This is a genomic window from Lacinutrix himadriensis (assembly GCF_001418105.1).
GTDB lineage: Bacteria > Bacteroidota > Bacteroidia > Flavobacteriales > Flavobacteriaceae > Oceanihabitans > Oceanihabitans himadriense.
On the sequence record NZ_LIQI01000027.1, the window covers coordinates 1 to 17,082 of the forward strand.

General features: G+C 32.7%; 15 protein-coding genes. 8 read left to right on the plus strand and 7 right to left on the minus strand.

All coding sequences use genetic code 11. From position 1 onward, the window contains the following. From AMD28_RS13180 to AMD28_RS13190, 3 genes are all read left to right on the plus strand, one after another. On the plus strand, positions 1–2,517 hold a 2,517-nt coding region (locus tag AMD28_RS13180; RefSeq protein WP_055444618.1), incomplete at its 5' end, for a BspA family leucine-rich repeat surface protein. A 26-nt stretch (positions 2,518–2,543) separates the two neighbouring features. Then, a complete protein-coding gene (locus tag AMD28_RS13185; protein WP_055444619.1) occupies positions 2,544–2,756 on the plus strand; it encodes a T9SS type A sorting domain-containing protein in 213 nt (70 codons plus the stop codon). Positions 2,757–3,130: 374 nt separating this feature from the next. Then, positions 3,131–3,673, plus strand: a complete 543-nt coding sequence (locus AMD28_RS13190) for a hypothetical protein (RefSeq protein ID WP_055444620.1) — start codon at positions 3,131–3,133, stop codon at positions 3,671–3,673. A 153-nt stretch (positions 3,674–3,826) separates the two neighbouring features. On the opposite strand, the gene AMD28_RS13195 is transcribed toward AMD28_RS13190, so the two are convergent. Further along, positions 3,827–4,462, minus strand: a complete 636-nt coding sequence (locus AMD28_RS13195) for a response regulator transcription factor (protein ID WP_055444621.1) — start codon at positions 4,460–4,462, stop codon at positions 3,827–3,829. Continuing rightward, positions 4,446–7,541, minus strand: a complete 3,096-nt coding sequence (locus AMD28_RS13200; RefSeq protein WP_161804639.1) for a sensor histidine kinase — start codon at positions 7,539–7,541, stop codon at positions 4,446–4,448. Before AMD28_RS13200 ends, AMD28_RS13195 begins: the two co-directional genes overlap by 17 nt. 107 nt (positions 7,542–7,648) lie before the next feature. Between AMD28_RS13200 and AMD28_RS13205 the strand changes: the two genes are divergently transcribed. After that, on the plus strand, positions 7,649–10,009 hold the full coding sequence (locus AMD28_RS13205; protein ID WP_055444623.1) for an ATP-dependent helicase: 2,361 nt from the start codon (positions 7,649–7,651) through the stop codon (positions 10,007–10,009). 27 nt (positions 10,010–10,036) lie between these two features. Here the strand turns inward: AMD28_RS13205 and AMD28_RS13210 are convergent, their stop codons facing one another. Then, entirely contained in the window at positions 10,037–10,909 is an 873-nt protein-coding gene (locus AMD28_RS13210; protein WP_055444624.1) for an alpha/beta hydrolase, read from the minus strand. A 47-nt stretch (positions 10,910–10,956) separates the two neighbouring features. Between AMD28_RS13210 and AMD28_RS13215 the strand changes: the two genes are divergently transcribed. Together AMD28_RS13215 and AMD28_RS13220 are read left to right on the plus strand one after the other, a co-directional pair. Continuing rightward, a complete protein-coding gene (locus AMD28_RS13215; protein ID WP_055444625.1) occupies positions 10,957–11,577 on the plus strand; it encodes an L-threonylcarbamoyladenylate synthase in 621 nt (206 codons plus the stop codon). A gap of 223 nt (positions 11,578–11,800) precedes the next feature. Beyond that, positions 11,801–12,148, plus strand: coding sequence for a VOC family protein (locus AMD28_RS13220; RefSeq protein ID WP_055444626.1), 348 nt, complete (start codon positions 11,801–11,803; stop codon positions 12,146–12,148). 334 nt (positions 12,149–12,482) lie between these two features. Here AMD28_RS13220 and AMD28_RS13225 read toward each other — a convergent pair whose 3' ends face one another. The 4 genes from AMD28_RS13225 to AMD28_RS13240 all read right to left on the minus strand — a co-directional run bounded on the left by AMD28_RS13225 (position 12,483) and on the right by AMD28_RS13240 (position 15,494). Further along, positions 12,483–13,343, minus strand: a complete 861-nt coding sequence (locus AMD28_RS13225; RefSeq protein WP_055444627.1) for an OmpA/MotB family protein — start codon at positions 13,341–13,343, stop codon at positions 12,483–12,485. A gap of 105 nt (positions 13,344–13,448) precedes the next feature. Then, positions 13,449–14,426 (minus strand): glycosyltransferase family 2 protein, encoded by a 978-nt coding sequence (locus AMD28_RS13230; protein WP_055444628.1) that lies wholly within the window; start codon positions 14,424–14,426, stop codon positions 13,449–13,451. Next, entirely contained in the window at positions 14,423–15,049 is a 627-nt protein-coding gene (locus AMD28_RS13235) for a DUF998 domain-containing protein (protein WP_055444629.1), read from the minus strand. Before AMD28_RS13235 ends, AMD28_RS13230 begins: the two co-directional genes overlap by 4 nt. Then, positions 15,042–15,494, minus strand: coding sequence for a type I restriction enzyme HsdR N-terminal domain-containing protein (locus AMD28_RS13240; RefSeq protein WP_055444630.1), 453 nt, complete (start codon positions 15,492–15,494; stop codon positions 15,042–15,044). Before AMD28_RS13240 ends, AMD28_RS13235 begins: the two co-directional genes overlap by 8 nt. Positions 15,495–15,645: 151 nt before the next feature. Here AMD28_RS13240 and holA point away from each other — a divergent pair, with 151 nt between their 5' ends. Further along, positions 15,646–16,650 (plus strand): DNA polymerase III subunit delta, encoded by a 1,005-nt coding sequence (holA, locus tag AMD28_RS13245; protein ID WP_055444631.1) that lies wholly within the window; start codon positions 15,646–15,648, stop codon positions 16,648–16,650. Positions 16,651–16,684: 34 nt separating this feature from the next. Beyond that, positions 16,685–17,050 (plus strand): cupin domain-containing protein, encoded by a 366-nt coding sequence (locus AMD28_RS13250; RefSeq protein WP_055444632.1) that lies wholly within the window; start codon positions 16,685–16,687, stop codon positions 17,048–17,050. The last annotated feature ends 32 nt before the right edge of the window (positions 17,051–17,082 follow it).

Here is a 17,082-nt window from a genome sequence, read left to right on the forward strand (position 1 = left end):
ATCCAGTATTTAGATTTAAGTAACGTTGGGAATTTATATACCTTAAATTGTAGAAATAATGACTTAAGTTATTTAGATATTAGTAATGGGTTTAATTCAAATATAATTTTCTATAGGTCAGATGGTAATCCTAATTTACAATGTGTAAGTTTAGATTCACAAGAGGTTGTAGACGATTGGAATTATAGAACAGATACACCAACAACATTTCAAGTCGATGTATCCACTACTTTTAGCATAGACTGTTCATCTGCTTTTATCACCACTTGGAAAACGGATAATCCAGGCGTTTCAAATGATAATAGTATTACTATACCTGCAAATGGTTCAGGCCCATACAACTTTACCGTAAATTGGGGAGATGATACAGTGAGTAGTAATATAACGTCTAGTATAACACATCAATATGCAACCGCAGGAACATATACTGTAACCATAACTGGTGAGTACCCATGGTTTTGGTCTGGTAATACTGGAGATAAAGATAAATTACTTTCTGTAGACCAATGGGGAGACCAAATATGGTATTCAATGGATTCTAGTTTTTATGGTTGCTCTAATGTCGTTATTAATGCTTCAGATACTCCAGACTTATCTCAAGTGACTTCGTTTTATCGTATTTTTCGAAATGCTCCTGCTATAAATCAAGCGGTTATTGGTACTTGGGATGTTAGTACCATTACCAATATGGAACAAGCCTTTACTAATGCCACAACATTTAATCAAGATTTAAGTGACTGGGACATGAGTAATGTTACTACTACACTTAATATGTTTTCTGGTGCAAATGTATTTAATCAAGACATAACTGGTTGGGTCGTTGGAAATGTTACTAATATGGCGCATATGTTTAGAAACGCGGTAGCTTTTAATCAACCTATTGGAAACTGGAATGTTAGTAATGTAACGCTTTTAAATAATATGTTCGAAGGTGCAGTTGCCTTTAATCAAGATATAAGTGCATGGAATGTAAGTAGTGTTACAAACATGGCTAGTATGTTTTCTGGAGCTTCAGTTTTCAATCAAGATATAAGTACATGGAGTGTAAATAGTGTTACAAACATGTCTAGTATGTTCGATTCTGCCTCAGTTTTTAATCAAGATATAAGTACTTGGGATGTAAGTAGTGTTATAACCATGCGTAGTATGTTCCAATATGCCTCAGTTTTCAATCAAGATATAAGTACTTGGGATGTAAGTAGTGTTACAATCATGCAAAATATGTTCAATAGTGCTTCTAATTTTAATCAAAATCTTGGAGAATGGATAATTGGAAATATAGAAAGTGGTACTTACGAATTTAATCACGATTTTTACGATTATAGTTTATCTATGTATGGTATGTTTTCTGGAACAAACTTGTCTGTAGCAAACTACGATAATACATTAATCGGTTGGAGAGACCAACCAAATACACCAAGATACATTAGATTTTTTGCCGGAAGTCTTAATTTTTGCATTTCTGAAAACGCTCGAGGCTATCTAATTAGTAACTATAAATGGATAATAACAGATGGTGGTAAAAGCTGCTTTACTACGCCATCAACATATTTTATTAGCACATGGGAAACTACTACAGCAAATGAAACCATTACCATCCCTACAACAGGAGAAGGTTATAATTACGATATAGATTGGGATAACGATGGTGTTTTTGATGACTTAGGGGTTACAGACAATGCAACACATACTTATACAACTGCAGGTACGCATACAGTGTCTATAAGAGAAGATTTTCCGCGAATTTATTTTAACAATACAGGAGATAAAGACAAAATAAGTACTATAGAACAATGGGGAGCAATAGCTTGGCAAAGTATGGAAGCTAGTTTTTATGGCTGTTCTAATTTAGTTATTAATGCAAATGATACCCCAAACCTTTCACTTGTTACTTCTTTAAATAGTGCTTTTCGTAATGCATCAGCTATGAATCAAAATCTTAGCGAATGGAATGTAAGTAACATTACTAATATGTCATTTATGTTTTCAGGTGCTACTGTTTTTAATCAAAACATTGGTTCTTGGAATGTAAGTAGTGTTACAGACATGTCTAGTATGTTCTTAGATGCTTCCGCATTTAATGGAAACATAAGTAATTGGAATGTAAGGCAAGTAACTAGTATGGCAACTATGTTTAAGGATGCAGCTTCTTTTAATCAAGATATTGGGAATTGGAATATTAGTAAGGTAGCTATAATGGAACGAATGTTTGAAAATGCTACTGCTTTTGACCAGGATCTTGGAAATTGGGATATAAGTAGTATAGGGACTAGTTTTATACCTTATTATTCCCTTGCTAATATGTTTAATGGCGTTACCTTATCCTTATCAAATTATGATAGCTTGTTAATGGGGTGGAATACGCTTAGTGGGCTTGAAACTAATATTCCTTCAGATCTCCTTTTTAGTGGTGGTAATAGTAAATACTGTTCAGGAGAAGCAGCAAGAACCAATTTAATAAGTACATATCGTTGGGGTTTTACAGATTCTGGAATAGACTGTTCTACACTAGGTTAAATGAGGACACATTTAAAGACTTACGTATGTATCCAAACCCTGTAAAAAACAATATAACTATTTCATTACAAGACAATGCTACCTATTCGCTTTTAGATATAAATGGTAGATTAGTTAAACAAGGAGAGTTAATGCGTGGAGAAACTGTTTTAAAACTATCTGCATTATCCAGTGGCTTGTATATCATGAAACTGAAAACAGATAATCAAATAACCATCAAAAAAATAATAAAAGAATAACCCTAGCTATTAATCCATGTTTAAAAGCGTCTTCTTACTATACTATAGTTGGAGGACGTTTTTTTTGTTTTTATCTAGTTTTTAGTTTGTAGCCGATTTGTAATACAAATAAAGAAAATAAGAGGTAAAATATTTTTAGGTTATAAAAATTTGAATATTAGTGGATTAAGTCGTTTTTGACTACTACGTACCCCTACGTAAATTGATGTGTCCCTACTGCGTTTTTCAATAAAATACTATAATTTACATGACAAGATGGTAAATAAGTGAAACATAAATGGCTTAACAATATCTTGGTTTAGGAAAGTGTATTTAAAAGAAACCAAATAATCAAGAATACTAAAAATGAGTAATTACAAAAAATAACAGATCTTATGGATATGCAAGTTATTACAACAAAAATGTATAAAGATACTAGATTTACTACTGTAGAACTACTAGAACAACTAGCAAGGGTAGGTGATTTAAGAGCAGGTGGTGTCGTTTTTTGGGTAGACCCAAAGGATAATACACACGGGTTGGTTTGTGCTTTAGAAGATCAAAGTGATGGTATAAGGTGGGGAACTTCTGCAATAACAAGTGCTAATGCTTTGTCTATTGGAAGAGGAGCAGATAATACCAAAGCTATTATAGCAACAAATTATAATTTAGAAGAAACAAGTTATGCTGCAGGTTTGACTAGAGCATATCGTGGAGGAGGTTTTGAAGATTGGTACTTACCAAGTGATGCGGAGTTGCACGAAATGTATCAAAACAGAGTATGTATTGATAAAACTGCAATAGCTAATGGAGGTCAGATATTCTTTAATTCTGGCAATACTATTTTAGTTCTTCAGAGCTTAGTCCTAATGAAGAATATGCCTGGTGTAGAAATTTTGCGTCTGGCTCACAAGTCTATATGCGCAAGTATAACTTAGGCTGTGTGCGTGCAGTTCGCTCTTTTTAGTAATTTAATATTAATACAGTTGTTGGAAGTAGTGTAAAAAAAAGGACATTACTTATTTCGTTAACGATTCGCTGAGGTACTCCTAAAATGTTTCAACGTCAATATTTCACATGTAGTGAGATATTTATGATTCTAAAAAGACAAGCTCTTTATTTACTTTAGTCCAATCTAATAGGTTGTTCGTATTTAATTTTGCTATAATATTTGTCCGGTGTTTTTGTACGGTTCTTACAGAAATAAAAAGAGATTCAGCGATGTCTTTGGTGCTTTTGTCTTGTGAGATTAGTTGAAGTATTTTAATTTCAGATGGCGATAAAGTCTGTAGTTTTTCAAGCTCTGGAGAAATTTGATTTTCATAAACAGCATTAAATTCCGAGCTAAAATAAGTGTCTCCATTATGTATAGCTTCTATACATTTTTCTATTTCATTAAAAGGTTCGTCCTTTAGTAAATATCCAGAAATATTTAGTGTTTTAGCTTTAAGCACATATCTGTTTTCTTTGTGGGATGTAAGCACTATGAATTTGGTATTTATGTTTTTATTCTCACATTTTTTAATTACATCAAATCCCGAAAGTAAAGGCATTTGTATATCCAGAATAGCAATATCTGGTTTGTGTTTTAAAATTAATGCTAAGGCTTTTTTTCCATCTTCAGCGGTTGCAATAACATTATAATTATTACTTATTAATTCTTCGGTTAATCCTTTTAATAGCAAAGGATGATCGTCTGCTACTATAATTTTATTTTTTTTCGGCATATTTCACTGGTATTTGGGCGGTAATAATTGTTCCTTTTTTTGGATTGCTATCTATCGTCAATTCCCCTTTTAGTATACGAATGCGTTCGTATATCGTTTTTAGGCCTAAACTATTTTTTATTTTTGCATGGGTAAGATGAAATCCTTTACCATTATCCTCAATAGTTATTGTAATCGTATTTTGTTCTTTTATAACACTTACAGATAATGCTTTTGCTTCGGCATGTTTTAAAACATTATTGATGCATTCCTGAATAAAACGATAACAGTTTAAGGCTTGTACTTCATTAAAATAAGGATCGATTTTATTCACTTCTCCAGAAACAAATAAGCTGGTCTCTTTATCTATATCTAAAATTAACTGTTCAATACTTTCGGTGAGTCCAAGTTGTTTTAATAATGGCGGATATAACCCACGAGAAAGAGTTCGTACTTCTTCTAAAGTGTTATGGGTAAGCGTTGTTATTTCGTCTTGATTGGTGTTTTGTGCTTTCTTTTTAATTAATGTAAGTTGCTGACTAATACTATCATGAAGTTCTATGGCAATTCGGCTACGTTCTTCTTCTTGAGATTGTATTAAACCTTGAGAAAAGTTTTCCTGAAGGAGTTTTTTTATTTGCGCCTGTTTTAACATCCATAATAAAATAGCTATAATGAAGAGGCTAATTAACGCAATAAACCACCAGGTTTTATAAATAAATTCTCTACTCTTTATAGTGATGATTAAGGAATCTGCTATTTTTTTTCTAGAAAAATCTAAGGCTTCAATTTCTAAGGTATAATTTCCTGCTGCTAAATTCGGAATTTGAATTACATTCTGGTGTTTTAAGTCTACCCATTCCTTTTTGTTTAAGCGATACCTAAAATTGTAATCTTGCGTAATTTTGACTGCGTTTTTTAACCCAAAATGAAGCTCTAACGCTCTGTTTTCTGTTGGAAGTATAATGGGGTTGTTAGACTCTAAATCGACACGATTAAAGTTGGTCGTGTATTTTTTTAAGTCTTTATCATATTTATTCACCTGAAGTAAAACTAATTCGGAAGCATCTTTTTTTACTTCTAAATCTTCTGGTCTAAAATAGTTTAGTCCTTGAATAGTACCAACTAAAAATGCGTTGTCCTTTGTCTTTAAGGCACTATACCTATTGGCTTCGTTATTGCTTAAGCCTTCATTTTTAGAAAAACGTGTTGAGGTTTTGTCTTTTGGGTTATAAGATACAATGCCGTTAAAAGTATTAATCCACCAAAGATCCTTATTAAAAAGAATAGTCGCAATTCCTGCTTGTAAATCGTCTTTATAAAGTGTTGTGAAACTTTCGTTTTCCGGATTAAAGCCTATTATGTTTCCTGCTCTTGTTCCTAATAAGTAGCCATAATCTTTATGATAATCACACATTAAAATATATGCATCTTCCAGCTGGGTTTTATCATTATAGAATTTATGTTCTTTTGTTTTTAGATTATAGGTTAGAAGCCCTTTGTCTGTTCCTGCGACTACTAAATTGCTGTTTTTTTGTATTTCAAGATCATAAATATATAAGGAGTCTGTTGCAACTAACGGTTTATGTGTTTTTGTATTAGTGTTGAATTCCATTAAATTATAGTTTTGTGTACCATAAATAATAGTGCTATCGGTAGGTCGCTCCATACATATCACGGTGTAATGGTTAAAACTAGCTGTATTTAATGTCTTTATATTCGTTTTTAAAATGGCACCTTCATTGCTACTCCAAATAATACTATCGTTTTCTTTAATTATGTTTCTAGAAGATTTTGGAAGAAGTAATTTTTTATTTTTTTTAAGTTTTAAAGGAAGTACTTTATTTGTTGTAGTATTTAAGTTATACCATCCCTTAAGTTCCGTAGATACTAGGTAATTAGAAGTATCTATTTCGTAAATAGATCGTATACTTTTTGTTTTTAAATAGGTTTTTATTTTTTCGGAAGGAAACTCATAATAATGTAATTCATTATTATAGGTCGTCCAGAATCCTTCTTTTAAATTATTGGAAACAATTTCAAAACCAAAGTCAACATCAGAATAACTAACCTTTTCTGTGTGAATAGTTTTAAAACCATCCGATTCTAAAAGGTCAAAATGCATTTCTCTTTTTAATAAGGATATTATAATATGATTCCCTAAAGCATCATTATATGCATTAAAATAGGTTTTTGAAAGTGTTGTGTTTTTTATGTCAGAAGGTGTGATTTTTTTAGTTTCTTCATGAATCGTATATAACTGTGTTCTATTACGAATAAAAGCATAAAAACTAGAATCTACTTTGAATATGTCTTCCATCCAAAACTTAGTTTGGCCTTTTTTAGGATGGTTAAAAGCTTCTTGATCTTGTTTTTGTAATAGCTTTCCATTCCAATCAAATGCCATTGTTGGGAAGGAATTATCTCCAATAATACAATAGTCCTTAAAGGGAATAATCCGTGTCGAGGCAGATATTAAATATTGGTTATCTAAATAATCATAGCTAAATATAGGTTGTAAATCAAGGTCGTTTCCTATAATGTTAATTGTGGTTTCAGTTCCTGTTTGCGTTAAAATATAATCTTTCTCTTGGTATGTAAATACATTGGAAAGTTGCACTTGATCCTTTATCGATTTTCCAGTTTTTATTCTTGTAAAAATAGTAGTAATCGGATCAAATAAATATAAAACATGTCCAATAGCAGTGACCGCTTTTATATAAAACTTACCATCATTACGTTTATAGATTTGTCCTACTTTGTTGATGGGCTCTGCTAAAATAGGTAATGGTATATTATGAAAAGATTTTCCGTTAAAGCGTTGTAAGAATAGTTGCTTGTTATTTAAAACAATAGTTCTTACCTCATTATTCGTTCCGCCTAGCCATAAAAAACCATCATTATCTATACACATGGTGGTTACATGATGTAATTCTAATCCGTTTTGCTTTGTAAAGGTTTTTTTGAATAGTTTATTCGATTGCCCAAAAGAAAGGATAGAGAATAAAAATAAAAAGAGCAACAGACTTTTATGCATCAGGTTAAATTTGGGGATTTGTTGTACTTTTTTAGAAGAAAGTACATGGGTAAAGATATTCAAAAATAAAAAAAAGGAAGCAATACTATAATTGTTTATAATTATTAATAATTCTGAAGCATAAAAACTCAGGGATTGGTTATTTTCACGCTTTATAAAAGGAAAGAGATTTGGAGAAGTATTTAAGTCAGTTAAACGAAGCACAATTAGCACCAACTATTCAAAAAGATGGTCCTATGATCGTCATTGCAGGAGCAGGTTCCGGTAAAACACGTGTGCTTACCTATAGAATTGCATATTTAATGAGTCAAGGTGTAGACTCGTTTAACATATTAGCGCTAACCTTTACCAATAAGGCAGCAAAAGAAATGAAAGAACGTATTTCCAGTATTGTTGGTAATGAAGCCAAGAATTTATGGATGGGAACGTTTCACTCTGTATTTGCTAAAATCCTTCGTTTTGAAGGACACCATTTAGGATTCCCAAGTAATTTCACCATTTATGACGCGCAAGATTCACAGCGTCTTTTGGGTTCTATTATTAAAGAAATGGGCCTAGAAAAAGATATCTATAAAACGAAACAAGTTTTTAGTAGAATATCTTCCTATAAAAATAACTTAATAACCGTTAAAGCATACTTTAAGAACCCAGAATTAATGGAAGCCGATGTCATGACACGACGACCAAAAATGGGAGAGATTTACAAAGAATACGTAGATCGTTGCTTTAAAGCGGGTTGTATGGATTTTGATGATTTGTTATTACGTACCAATGAGCTATTAACGCGTTTCCCTAATGTTTTAGCACAATATCAAGATAAATTTAGATATATATTGGTAGATGAGTATCAAGATACAAACCATAGCCAATACCTTATTGTTCGTGCATTAGCAGATCGTTTTCAAAATATATGTGTGGTAGGAGATGATGCGCAAAGTATTTATGCTTTCCGTGGGGCAAACATTAATAATATTTTGAATTTCCAAAAGGATTATGACGATGTAAAACTTTTTAGACTAGAACAAAATTATCGTTCTACAAAAAATATAGTTGGTGCTGCCAATTCGGTTATTGAACATAATAAAACCAAAATTGATAAAGTAGTTTGGACCGCAAATGACGAAGGCGAAAAAGTAAAAGTAAATCGTTCCTTAACCGATGGTGATGAAGGACGTTTTGTTGCAGGAACTATTTGGGACGAAAAAATGAACAAGCAACTTCATAACAGTGATTTTGCAGTTTTATATCGTACCAATGCGCAATCTCGTTCTATTGAAGATGCCTTACGTAAACGCGATATTCCGTATCGTATTTATGGCGGATTGTCCTTTTACCAACGTAAAGAAATTAAAGATGTAACCGCATATTTACGTTTAATTCTTAATCCATCGGATGAGGAAGCTCTAAAACGTGTTATTAATTATCCAGGAAGAGGAATTGGGCAAACCACTATTGATAGGTTAGTGGTGGCTGCTAATGGCTACGGGAAAACAATTTTTGAGGTTTTACAAAACATTGATAAAGTTGAGATTAATATAAATGGTGGTACAAAAAATAAGTTGCGTGATTTTGTGACTTTAATTGAAAGCTATCAAGTAATGAATAAAACGGCAAATGCATTTGATTTAGCCGAACATGTTACCAAAAGTAGCGGATTAATACGCGAATTTAATAAAGACGGAACACCAGAAGGAATCGTGCGTTTAGATAACGTACAAGAACTTTTAAATGGTATTAAAGATTTTGTGGAAGGACAAATGGAACTAGCAGATGCTGGAGATTCTTTGGCTGAATTTTTAGAAGATGTAGCTCTTGCTACAGATTTAGATGCAGATAAAGGAGATGCAGATCACGTAGCATTAATGACCATTCACTTAGCAAAAGGATTAGAGTTTAATAATGTATTTATAGTTGGTTTAGAAGAAGATTTATTCCCTAGTGCTATGAGTATGAATACCCGTAGCGAACTAGAGGAGGAGCGACGTTTGTTTTATGTGGCACTTACTAGAGCCGAAAAACAAGCCTATTTAACCTATGCTTTGTCTCGTTACAGATGGGGAAAATTAGTAGATTCAGAACCTAGTCGTTTTATTGATGAAATAGATGAGGAATTTGTAGAAAATACTACTCCAAAAGAAGAAAGAAGATTTAACCCAATGTTAGATTCGGATATTTTTGGAGATACACCTCCTAATAAAATTAGATTTAAAAAACCGAAAGAACTTACTTTTAAGAAAAAAGGAGCCGCTAAAAAAGAACCAGAAAACTTTAAAATAACAGCACCAAAGCATTTAAAACCTGTTGCAAAAGTTACCGCAAGTACTAGCGAAAACACAAACACAAACACAAATACAAACTTGTTTGACGGAGAATTAAGAGTTGGTAGTGTTGTAAAACATATGCGTTTTGGAAAAGGAGAAGTTTTAAAAATTGAAGGTGTAGGCGGTGATATGAAAGCAGAAATTAAGTTTCTAACTGGTGGCGTTAAGAAATTATTGCTTCGTTTTGCTAAGTTGCAGGTGATAGGATAGGTTTGTTCAGTGTTCAGTGTTCAGTGTCTAATCTAAATGCGCTTCAATAAAAGTGTGTAGCTTAATCGTGGTATCTAGTAAATTTAAGTCGTCCCAACCATGACCCTCTTCTTGGTATAAGGTGAAATCATGAATAGCACCAAGGTCTTCCAATTTATCACGCATTGCTGCTCCTTGTGAAGTTGGTATTAAAGGATCTTCTCCACCATAAAATAAAATAGTTGGAGGCGCACTTGCGGTTACTTGGTGATACGGACTTACCTCTTCTAAATACGCAGTGGTTGTATCTACGCCAAATGTATTCAATATCGCTTGTAAGTTAGGATCTGTACTGTCTAGGTATGCAGGATCTGTAAAATTGGTAGGACCAACAATACTGCAAAGCATTTTTGTTTGGTTATTTATATCAAAAGCATAGCTCCAAAGCATCGATAGATGTGCACCAGCACTCACACCAAGAAAACCTAAATCGTCGGAAATAACATATTCGTTTTGCTTGTTTTTAAGGTGATTTACAACCGTTGTAATGTCATTTATTTGCATTGGGTACGCTTGTGTAGTATTATCTGCCAACCTATAATTCATGTTTACAATTGCTATATCTGGCAAGTTTTGTTTCATATAAACCTTAAAATCATTCATATCTGTTTTGTCGCCAGAAATCCAGCCGCCACCATGAACTAGTATCATGATTTTAGTTTCTAATGTTCGGTTTGCAGGAAGATATAAGTCGAAAACTTGGTTACTATCTGCACCATAAGAAATATTCAATTCTTCATAATATTCTAAAGGATTTAGAACGATTTCCTCCTCGTTATCTACGCTATTAGTTGAATTATCACACGAAAACAACCCAATTATAAGAAGGAATACGAATAAATGCTTGAAGATATTTTTCATAATAAATTAATTAACTACTTTGTAAACGTTTTTTAAAGATAGTTATTATGGCTGAGTTTATTAAGATTTATGAGGAAAACCCTAACAGTAAGATGATTAGGAAGGTGGTAGACGTTTTAAAAAAAGGAGGATTAATTATCTATCCTACAGATACGGTCTATGGTTTAGGCTGTGATATCACAAATACGAAAGCTTTAGAGCGTATTGCAAGAATAAAAGGAGTAAAGCTTGAAAAAGCAAACTTCTCTTTTATTTGTCACGATTTAAGTAATTTAAGTGATTACGTAAAGCAAATAGATACTTCCACTTTTAAAATATTAAAACGCGCGCTTCCTGGTCCGTATACTTTTATTCTTCCCGGAGCTAAAAGCTTACCTGTTGTTTTTAAAAAGAAAAAAACGGTAGGTATTCGTGTGCCAAATAACAATATTGCACTAGAAATTGTGAAAGCGCTTGGTAACCCAATTATTTCTACTTCCATTCGTGATGAGGATACTATTTTGGAATACACCACAGATCCAGAACTTATTTTAGAGAAATGGGATAGTCTAGTCGATTTAGTAATTGATGGTGGTTACGGAGATAATGAGGCGTCTACTGTTATCGATTTCTCGGAAGGCGATCCAATAATTGTAAGAGAAGGAAAAGGAAGTTTAGATATTTTTTAAACCAAAATCTTTTATTACATGTCACTTCGAGTGATTTGCGACGTAGGAGCTAATTGTATCGAGAAGCGCAGTGATTTGCGACGTAGGAGCTAATTGTATCGAGAAGCGCAGTGATTTGCGACGTAGGAGCAAATTGTATCGAGAAGCGCAGTGATTTGTGAAGCATGAGCTAATTGTATCGAGAAGCGCAGTGATTTGCGAAACTTTAAACGGAAACAAAACAATGAAACCAACCAACAACCACATCAACTACATAGAATTTAAAGCAACTGATTTAGAAGCAACCAAAGCGTTTTATACGAAGGTGTTTGGTTGGACGTTCACCGATTATGGTCCAACGTATATAGCTTTTGAAGATAGTGGAATTGCAGGCGGTTTTGAAAAAACAGAAGCAGCAATTACCAATGGTGCTCTTGTAGTTTTATACCATAAAAACTTAGATAAAATAAAACAACAAGTGATTGAAGCTAATGCTAAAATTAGCGTAGATACTTTTTCTTTTCCTGGCGGAAAACGATTTCAGTTTTTAGATCCTTCTGGTAACGAACTTGCGGTTTGGTGTTATGATTAATTCTTATTCCTGTGAAAGCAGGAATCTACATTAGATTCTGAATCCAGTTCAGAATGACAAAATCTAGGTTCGCGTTACAAAACTTAATCTTAATTTTTAATTCTCCACCTTTTTTAAAGAGAAGTGCTTTGCTCTTTTTTGAGCAAATTCGAGGTGGTTTTCGCGTTAAGGATAGAAAGGTTTGTTTGAGCTCATCTTTGATAGCGAGCCTGGATAGCCTGACTTTTTGCGATCCTGCTAGGTTTTAAAAACCTGGCAGGTATGAGTAAAAAGGAACGCCATAAAAAAAGCCCAACCTTGCGGTTGAGCTTTTAAATCTATTCTTTTCTAAAAATTAGTTTTCTTCAGAAAGTGCTTTCATTTCCGTTTCAATCATTTCATAAAATTGATCGATTTTTGGAAGAATGTAAATTTTAGTTCTTCTGTTAATTGCTCTGTTCTCTGCAGTATCATTAGATACTAAAGGTAAATGATCTCCACGTCCAGCAGCAATTAATTGTTCTGGTTTAACACCTAAACTTTGTAATGCTCTAACAATGGAAGTACTACGTTTTACACTTAAATCCCAGTTGTCCACTAAAACACCACCTCTATTATATGGTACATTGTCTGTATGACCTTCTACCATTGCTTCAAAATTAGGTTTACCATTAATTACAGTAGCAACTTTTCCTAAGATTTCATTTGCTCTATCCGAAATATTGTAGCTACCTGTTTTAAATAATAACTTGTCGGATAAAGAGATGAAAACAACGCTTTTCTCTACGTTAATTTGAATATCCTCGTCATTTAAACCAACTTCTTTCTTTAAACTCGTAACTAAAGCTAGTGTTACACTATCTTTTTTAGTTAAAGCATCTTGTAATCTAGAAATTTTAAGATCTTTTTCTTTTAAGCTTTCTAAAGATTTTTCAAGATTTGAAGCACCTTTAGTCGTTAATACAGTCATACCTTGAGTAGTTTGTATTAAATCTTTATTGGTGTCTTTCAAATTTGCTAATTGCTCTTGTAATGCAATTGCACGAGCACTTACAGCCGATTTGTCTTCTAAACAAGAGTTCAGTTTGACCGTTGCTGTATTTAATAAATCTTGTGTTGTTTTTTGTTTGGCTTCCATAGCAGCAAATTCTTTTTTAGAAACGCATGAGCTTAAAAGCAAAAGTGCTGTTGCACTTAGTAATACAATTTTTTTCATAATAAATGAATGGATTAAATAATGTTAATTTAACAGGACAAAATTATACAAAAGAATGATACAATATTCCATCATTAACAAAAACTTTAACATTTTTATAAACAATTAAAAAGTCTTGTTACCTTTTATAAAATAAGAAAAAACGATCGATTTTGTATGGTAATAATCCTTTTTCTTCGGAAGTGTTTTTCGCTCTTTTAATAATCTTGGTAATGCGGAGTAATAACTAAAATGCGCTTTAAATATTGCACCGATATGTGTTATTTTAAATTGAAGCAAAAACTTAATTGCTGCAACACCATCTAAAACTAATCTGTTGAAGATTAAAAAGAATAAATCACCGGAAGCATTTTTGGTTAGCGTGAATAAGCTATTTCTAAAATTTAGATAGGTTTTTTTAGGATTACTAGTTTGTAAAGTTGCACCACCAACATGATACACCGTAGAAGCGCCAATATATTTGGTTTGGTAGTTTAAGTTGAATGCTCTCCAGCATAAATCGATTTCTTCCATGTGCGCAAAAAAGCTTTCGTCAAAACCATCTAGCGTTTTAAAGGTTTCTTTTTTTATGAAAAAACAAGCTCCAGATGCCCAAAAAATGTTTGCATCTTGGTATTGGTTTTGGTCTTTTTCAATAGTATCAAAAATTCGTCCTCTGCAATACGGATAACCATATTTATCTATAAACCCGCCAGCAGCACCAGCGTACTCAAAGTATTCTTTGTTTTTGTAATCTAATATTTTTGGTTGAATGATGGCAGTTTCGCTATTGGTTTTAAATTCTTGAAGAATAGGAGCGAGCCAATTTTTGGTTACTTCAATATCGCTATTTAAAAGACAGAATATATCTTCTTCTACATGCTGTAAAGCTTGGTTGTAGCCTTTTGCATAACCGCCATTTTCGGTATTCTGTATGATTTTAATTTCCGGATAATTCGCTTTTACAAAAGCTACCGAATTATCGGTAGACGCATTATCTGCCACATAAATGGTTGCTTCTTTAGAGTATGCAACCACAGAAGGTAAGAACTTTTCTAAAAGTGCTTTTCCGTTCCAGTTTAATATGACGACAGCTATTTTCAAACGTTATTTTGGTTTTTAATATATAGCGCAAAGTTAAGCAACCAAAACAAAATAGAAGCTTCTAAAAGTCTTTGTTGTAAACCAATAAAATCACCTGCAGGATTACTCGAAATTAGAAAACTAAAAACGAAAGCAGCTATTCCACAAATAATAGAAATTAAGGTAATGTTTTTTCCGTATTTGTCCTTTTTCAAACCAAGTCCTATTATAATCAAACAGATTGGAGTAATTAAATAGGTCAAAGCACCAATGATATTATGAATGATTTGAGAGATACTCGGATTAATAAATTCTTTATTACAACCAGCGTCACAAGGGAAAATGCCTACTATAATGGTTGCAATACCGTAGCATAAAGCGAATCCTAATAGTCCCAGTTTTATCCAATTAGATTTTGGGAAAAACTTCATTGCCGAAATAGCGAATATGCTAGTAAATATCCCACTTGGTATGTATCCTAGAATTCTAAGGTATAGTCCGTATTGTGTGTCAATAGCGTAACTTTCGCTTATAAATTGTTGTATATGGTTGTAGTCTACAATTAGTAATCCTCCTAAAATGGATGGTACAATAAAAAATAGTGCACCTAGTAGGGCAAACCAAAAAGTAGTAGTTCTATTCATTTTTTACATAATCTGGAATATCTTTCAAAAACTGATAGCGTTCTGCTTCAAAATCCATTTCACAATAATAATGATTAATTCCGTTAGTAACCATTAAATAAGTAGCGTTTAAAGCTAAATTATAACGTGCAATTTGGTCAAAAGTAGTTTGGTCAATATTTATTTTTGCCGATTTACATTCTACTATTAAATGAATACTTCCGTCGGGATTAAAAATAACAATGTCGTAACGTTTACGTAAGTTGTTTACCTTTAATTCTTTTTCTACATTAATTAAAGATTTAGGAAATCCTTTTTCCTCCATTAAATATTTTACGCAATGTTGCCTAACCCATTCTTCGGGTTGTAAAACCATAAATTTTTTGCGTATTTCATCATAAATAAGCGTTTTATTTTCGCTATTTTTGAATCGAAACGAATATGTAGGGAAATTTAGTTTTTGCACTACACAAATTTATAATTATAATGTTACTTCTAGTGATTTTTGTGGAAAAGATTATCGAGAAGTTTTTGTTATTTTTTATATAAATTATAGTTATCCGTCAAGCGGAATGCAATCGTACTCCATGTGACAACATTAAAACAATTTATTTATTTTGGACGAAGTTAAGCAACTGATATTAGACATAAAAAAAGGAAACCTGAAACCCATTTATTTTTTAATGGGAGAAGAAGCCTATTATATAGATAGTGTTTCCGATTATATTGAAGCTAATGTTTTAGCCGAAGAAGAAAAGGGTTTTAACCAAATGGTGCTTTATGGTCGTGATGTAACAATTGATGATATTGTTGGTAATGCAAAACGATATCCAATGATGGCAGAGCGCCAAGTAGTTATTGTTAAAGAAGCACAGGATTTATCTCGTTCTATTGAGAAATTGGCTGCTTATGCTGCTAATCCGCAACCAACAACCGTTTTAGTATTTAATTATAAGTACAAAAAGCTAGATAAACGTAAAGCTCTATATAAAGCTTTAAAGAAAGTTGGAGTTGTTTTTGAAAGTAAAAAACTATATGAAAACCAAGTAGCAGATTGGATTCGTCGTGTGCTTTCCGGACAGAATTATACCATTTCACCAAAAGCGGCTCAAATGCTTGTGGAGTTTTTAGGAACCGATTTAAGTAAAATTAACAACGAGCTTTCTAAATTAAAAATTGTTTTACCAGCAGGAACCGAAATTACGCCAGAGCATGTTGAAGAAAATATTGGTATTAGTAAAGACTACAATAACTTCGAGCTACGTAAAGCAGTTGGAGAAGGCAATATCTTAAAAGCACATAAGATTGCACACTATTTTGCCGATAACCCAAAGGATAATCCGATGGTAGTAACGGTTTCTTTGCTTTTTAATTTTTTCTCTCAGTTATTACATTTACACGGATTAAGCGATAAGAATCCTAGAAATGTAGCTTCTGCTTTAAAAGTGAATCCGTATTTTGTAAATGAATATATTACTGCAGCTAGACATTACCCTATGCGAAAAGTAAGTGAAGTTATTGCTACTTTACGTGAGTTTGATGTGAAGAGTAAAGGTGTTGGTAGCAATTCTGTGTCTCAAGGAGATTTGCTAAAAGAATTACTGGTTAGAATAATGAACTAATTAAAATAGATTTCCGCTTTCGCGGAAAGTAAACATGAAAAAACTCATCATATTCCTTTTTTGTATTTCCCTTTTTTCCTGCAAAGAAAAAACTACACTTCCAGATCCTCTACAAGCAGGTTGGGAAGGAGAAAGTGTTTGTGAAATTGTGCATGAAGATAAAGAAGTACGTGTTTTAAAATGCACCTTTGCTCCAGGAGTTGGACACGAAAAACACGAACACCAACCACATTTTGGCTATACCTTAAAAGGAGGAACATTTAAAATTACAGATGCAAATGGCACAAAAACCATTAATGTAAAAGCAGGAACTAGCTGGAGTAAAGATACAGTAACACAGCACGAAGTATTAAATGTTGGCGATAGCACTTCTGTTTACTTAATAGTAGAGTACAAGTAAATTTTTACAAACTGTAACAGTTTCAAAAAAAG

Excerpts from the sequence above, each read along its gene's own strand:
- AMD28_RS13225 (WP_055444627.1), bottom strand. The coding sequence starts at position 13,343 with ATGAAAAAAATTGTATTACTAAGTGCAACAGCACTTTTGCTTTTAAGC.
- AMD28_RS13215 (WP_055444625.1), top strand. The coding sequence starts at position 10,957 with ATGGCTGAGTTTATTAAGATTTATGAGGAAAACCCTAACAGTAAGATG.
- AMD28_RS13195 (WP_055444621.1), bottom strand. The coding sequence starts at position 4,462 with ATGCCGAAAAAAAATAAAATTATAGTAGCAGACGATCATCCTTTGCTA.
- AMD28_RS13235 (WP_055444629.1), bottom strand. The coding sequence starts at position 15,049 with ATGAATAGAACTACTACTTTTTGGTTTGCCCTACTAGGTGCACTATTT.
- AMD28_RS13210 (WP_055444624.1), bottom strand. The coding sequence starts at position 10,909 with ATGAAAAATATCTTCAAGCATTTATTCGTATTCCTTCTTATAATTGGG.
- AMD28_RS13220 (WP_055444626.1), top strand. The coding sequence starts at position 11,801 with ATGAAACCAACCAACAACCACATCAACTACATAGAATTTAAAGCAACT.
- AMD28_RS13190 (WP_055444620.1), top strand. The coding sequence starts at position 3,131 with ATGGATATGCAAGTTATTACAACAAAAATGTATAAAGATACTAGATTT.
- AMD28_RS13250 (WP_055444632.1), top strand. The coding sequence starts at position 16,685 with ATGAAAAAACTCATCATATTCCTTTTTTGTATTTCCCTTTTTTCCTGC.
- AMD28_RS13185 (WP_055444619.1), top strand. The coding sequence starts at position 2,544 with ATGTATCCAAACCCTGTAAAAAACAATATAACTATTTCATTACAAGAC.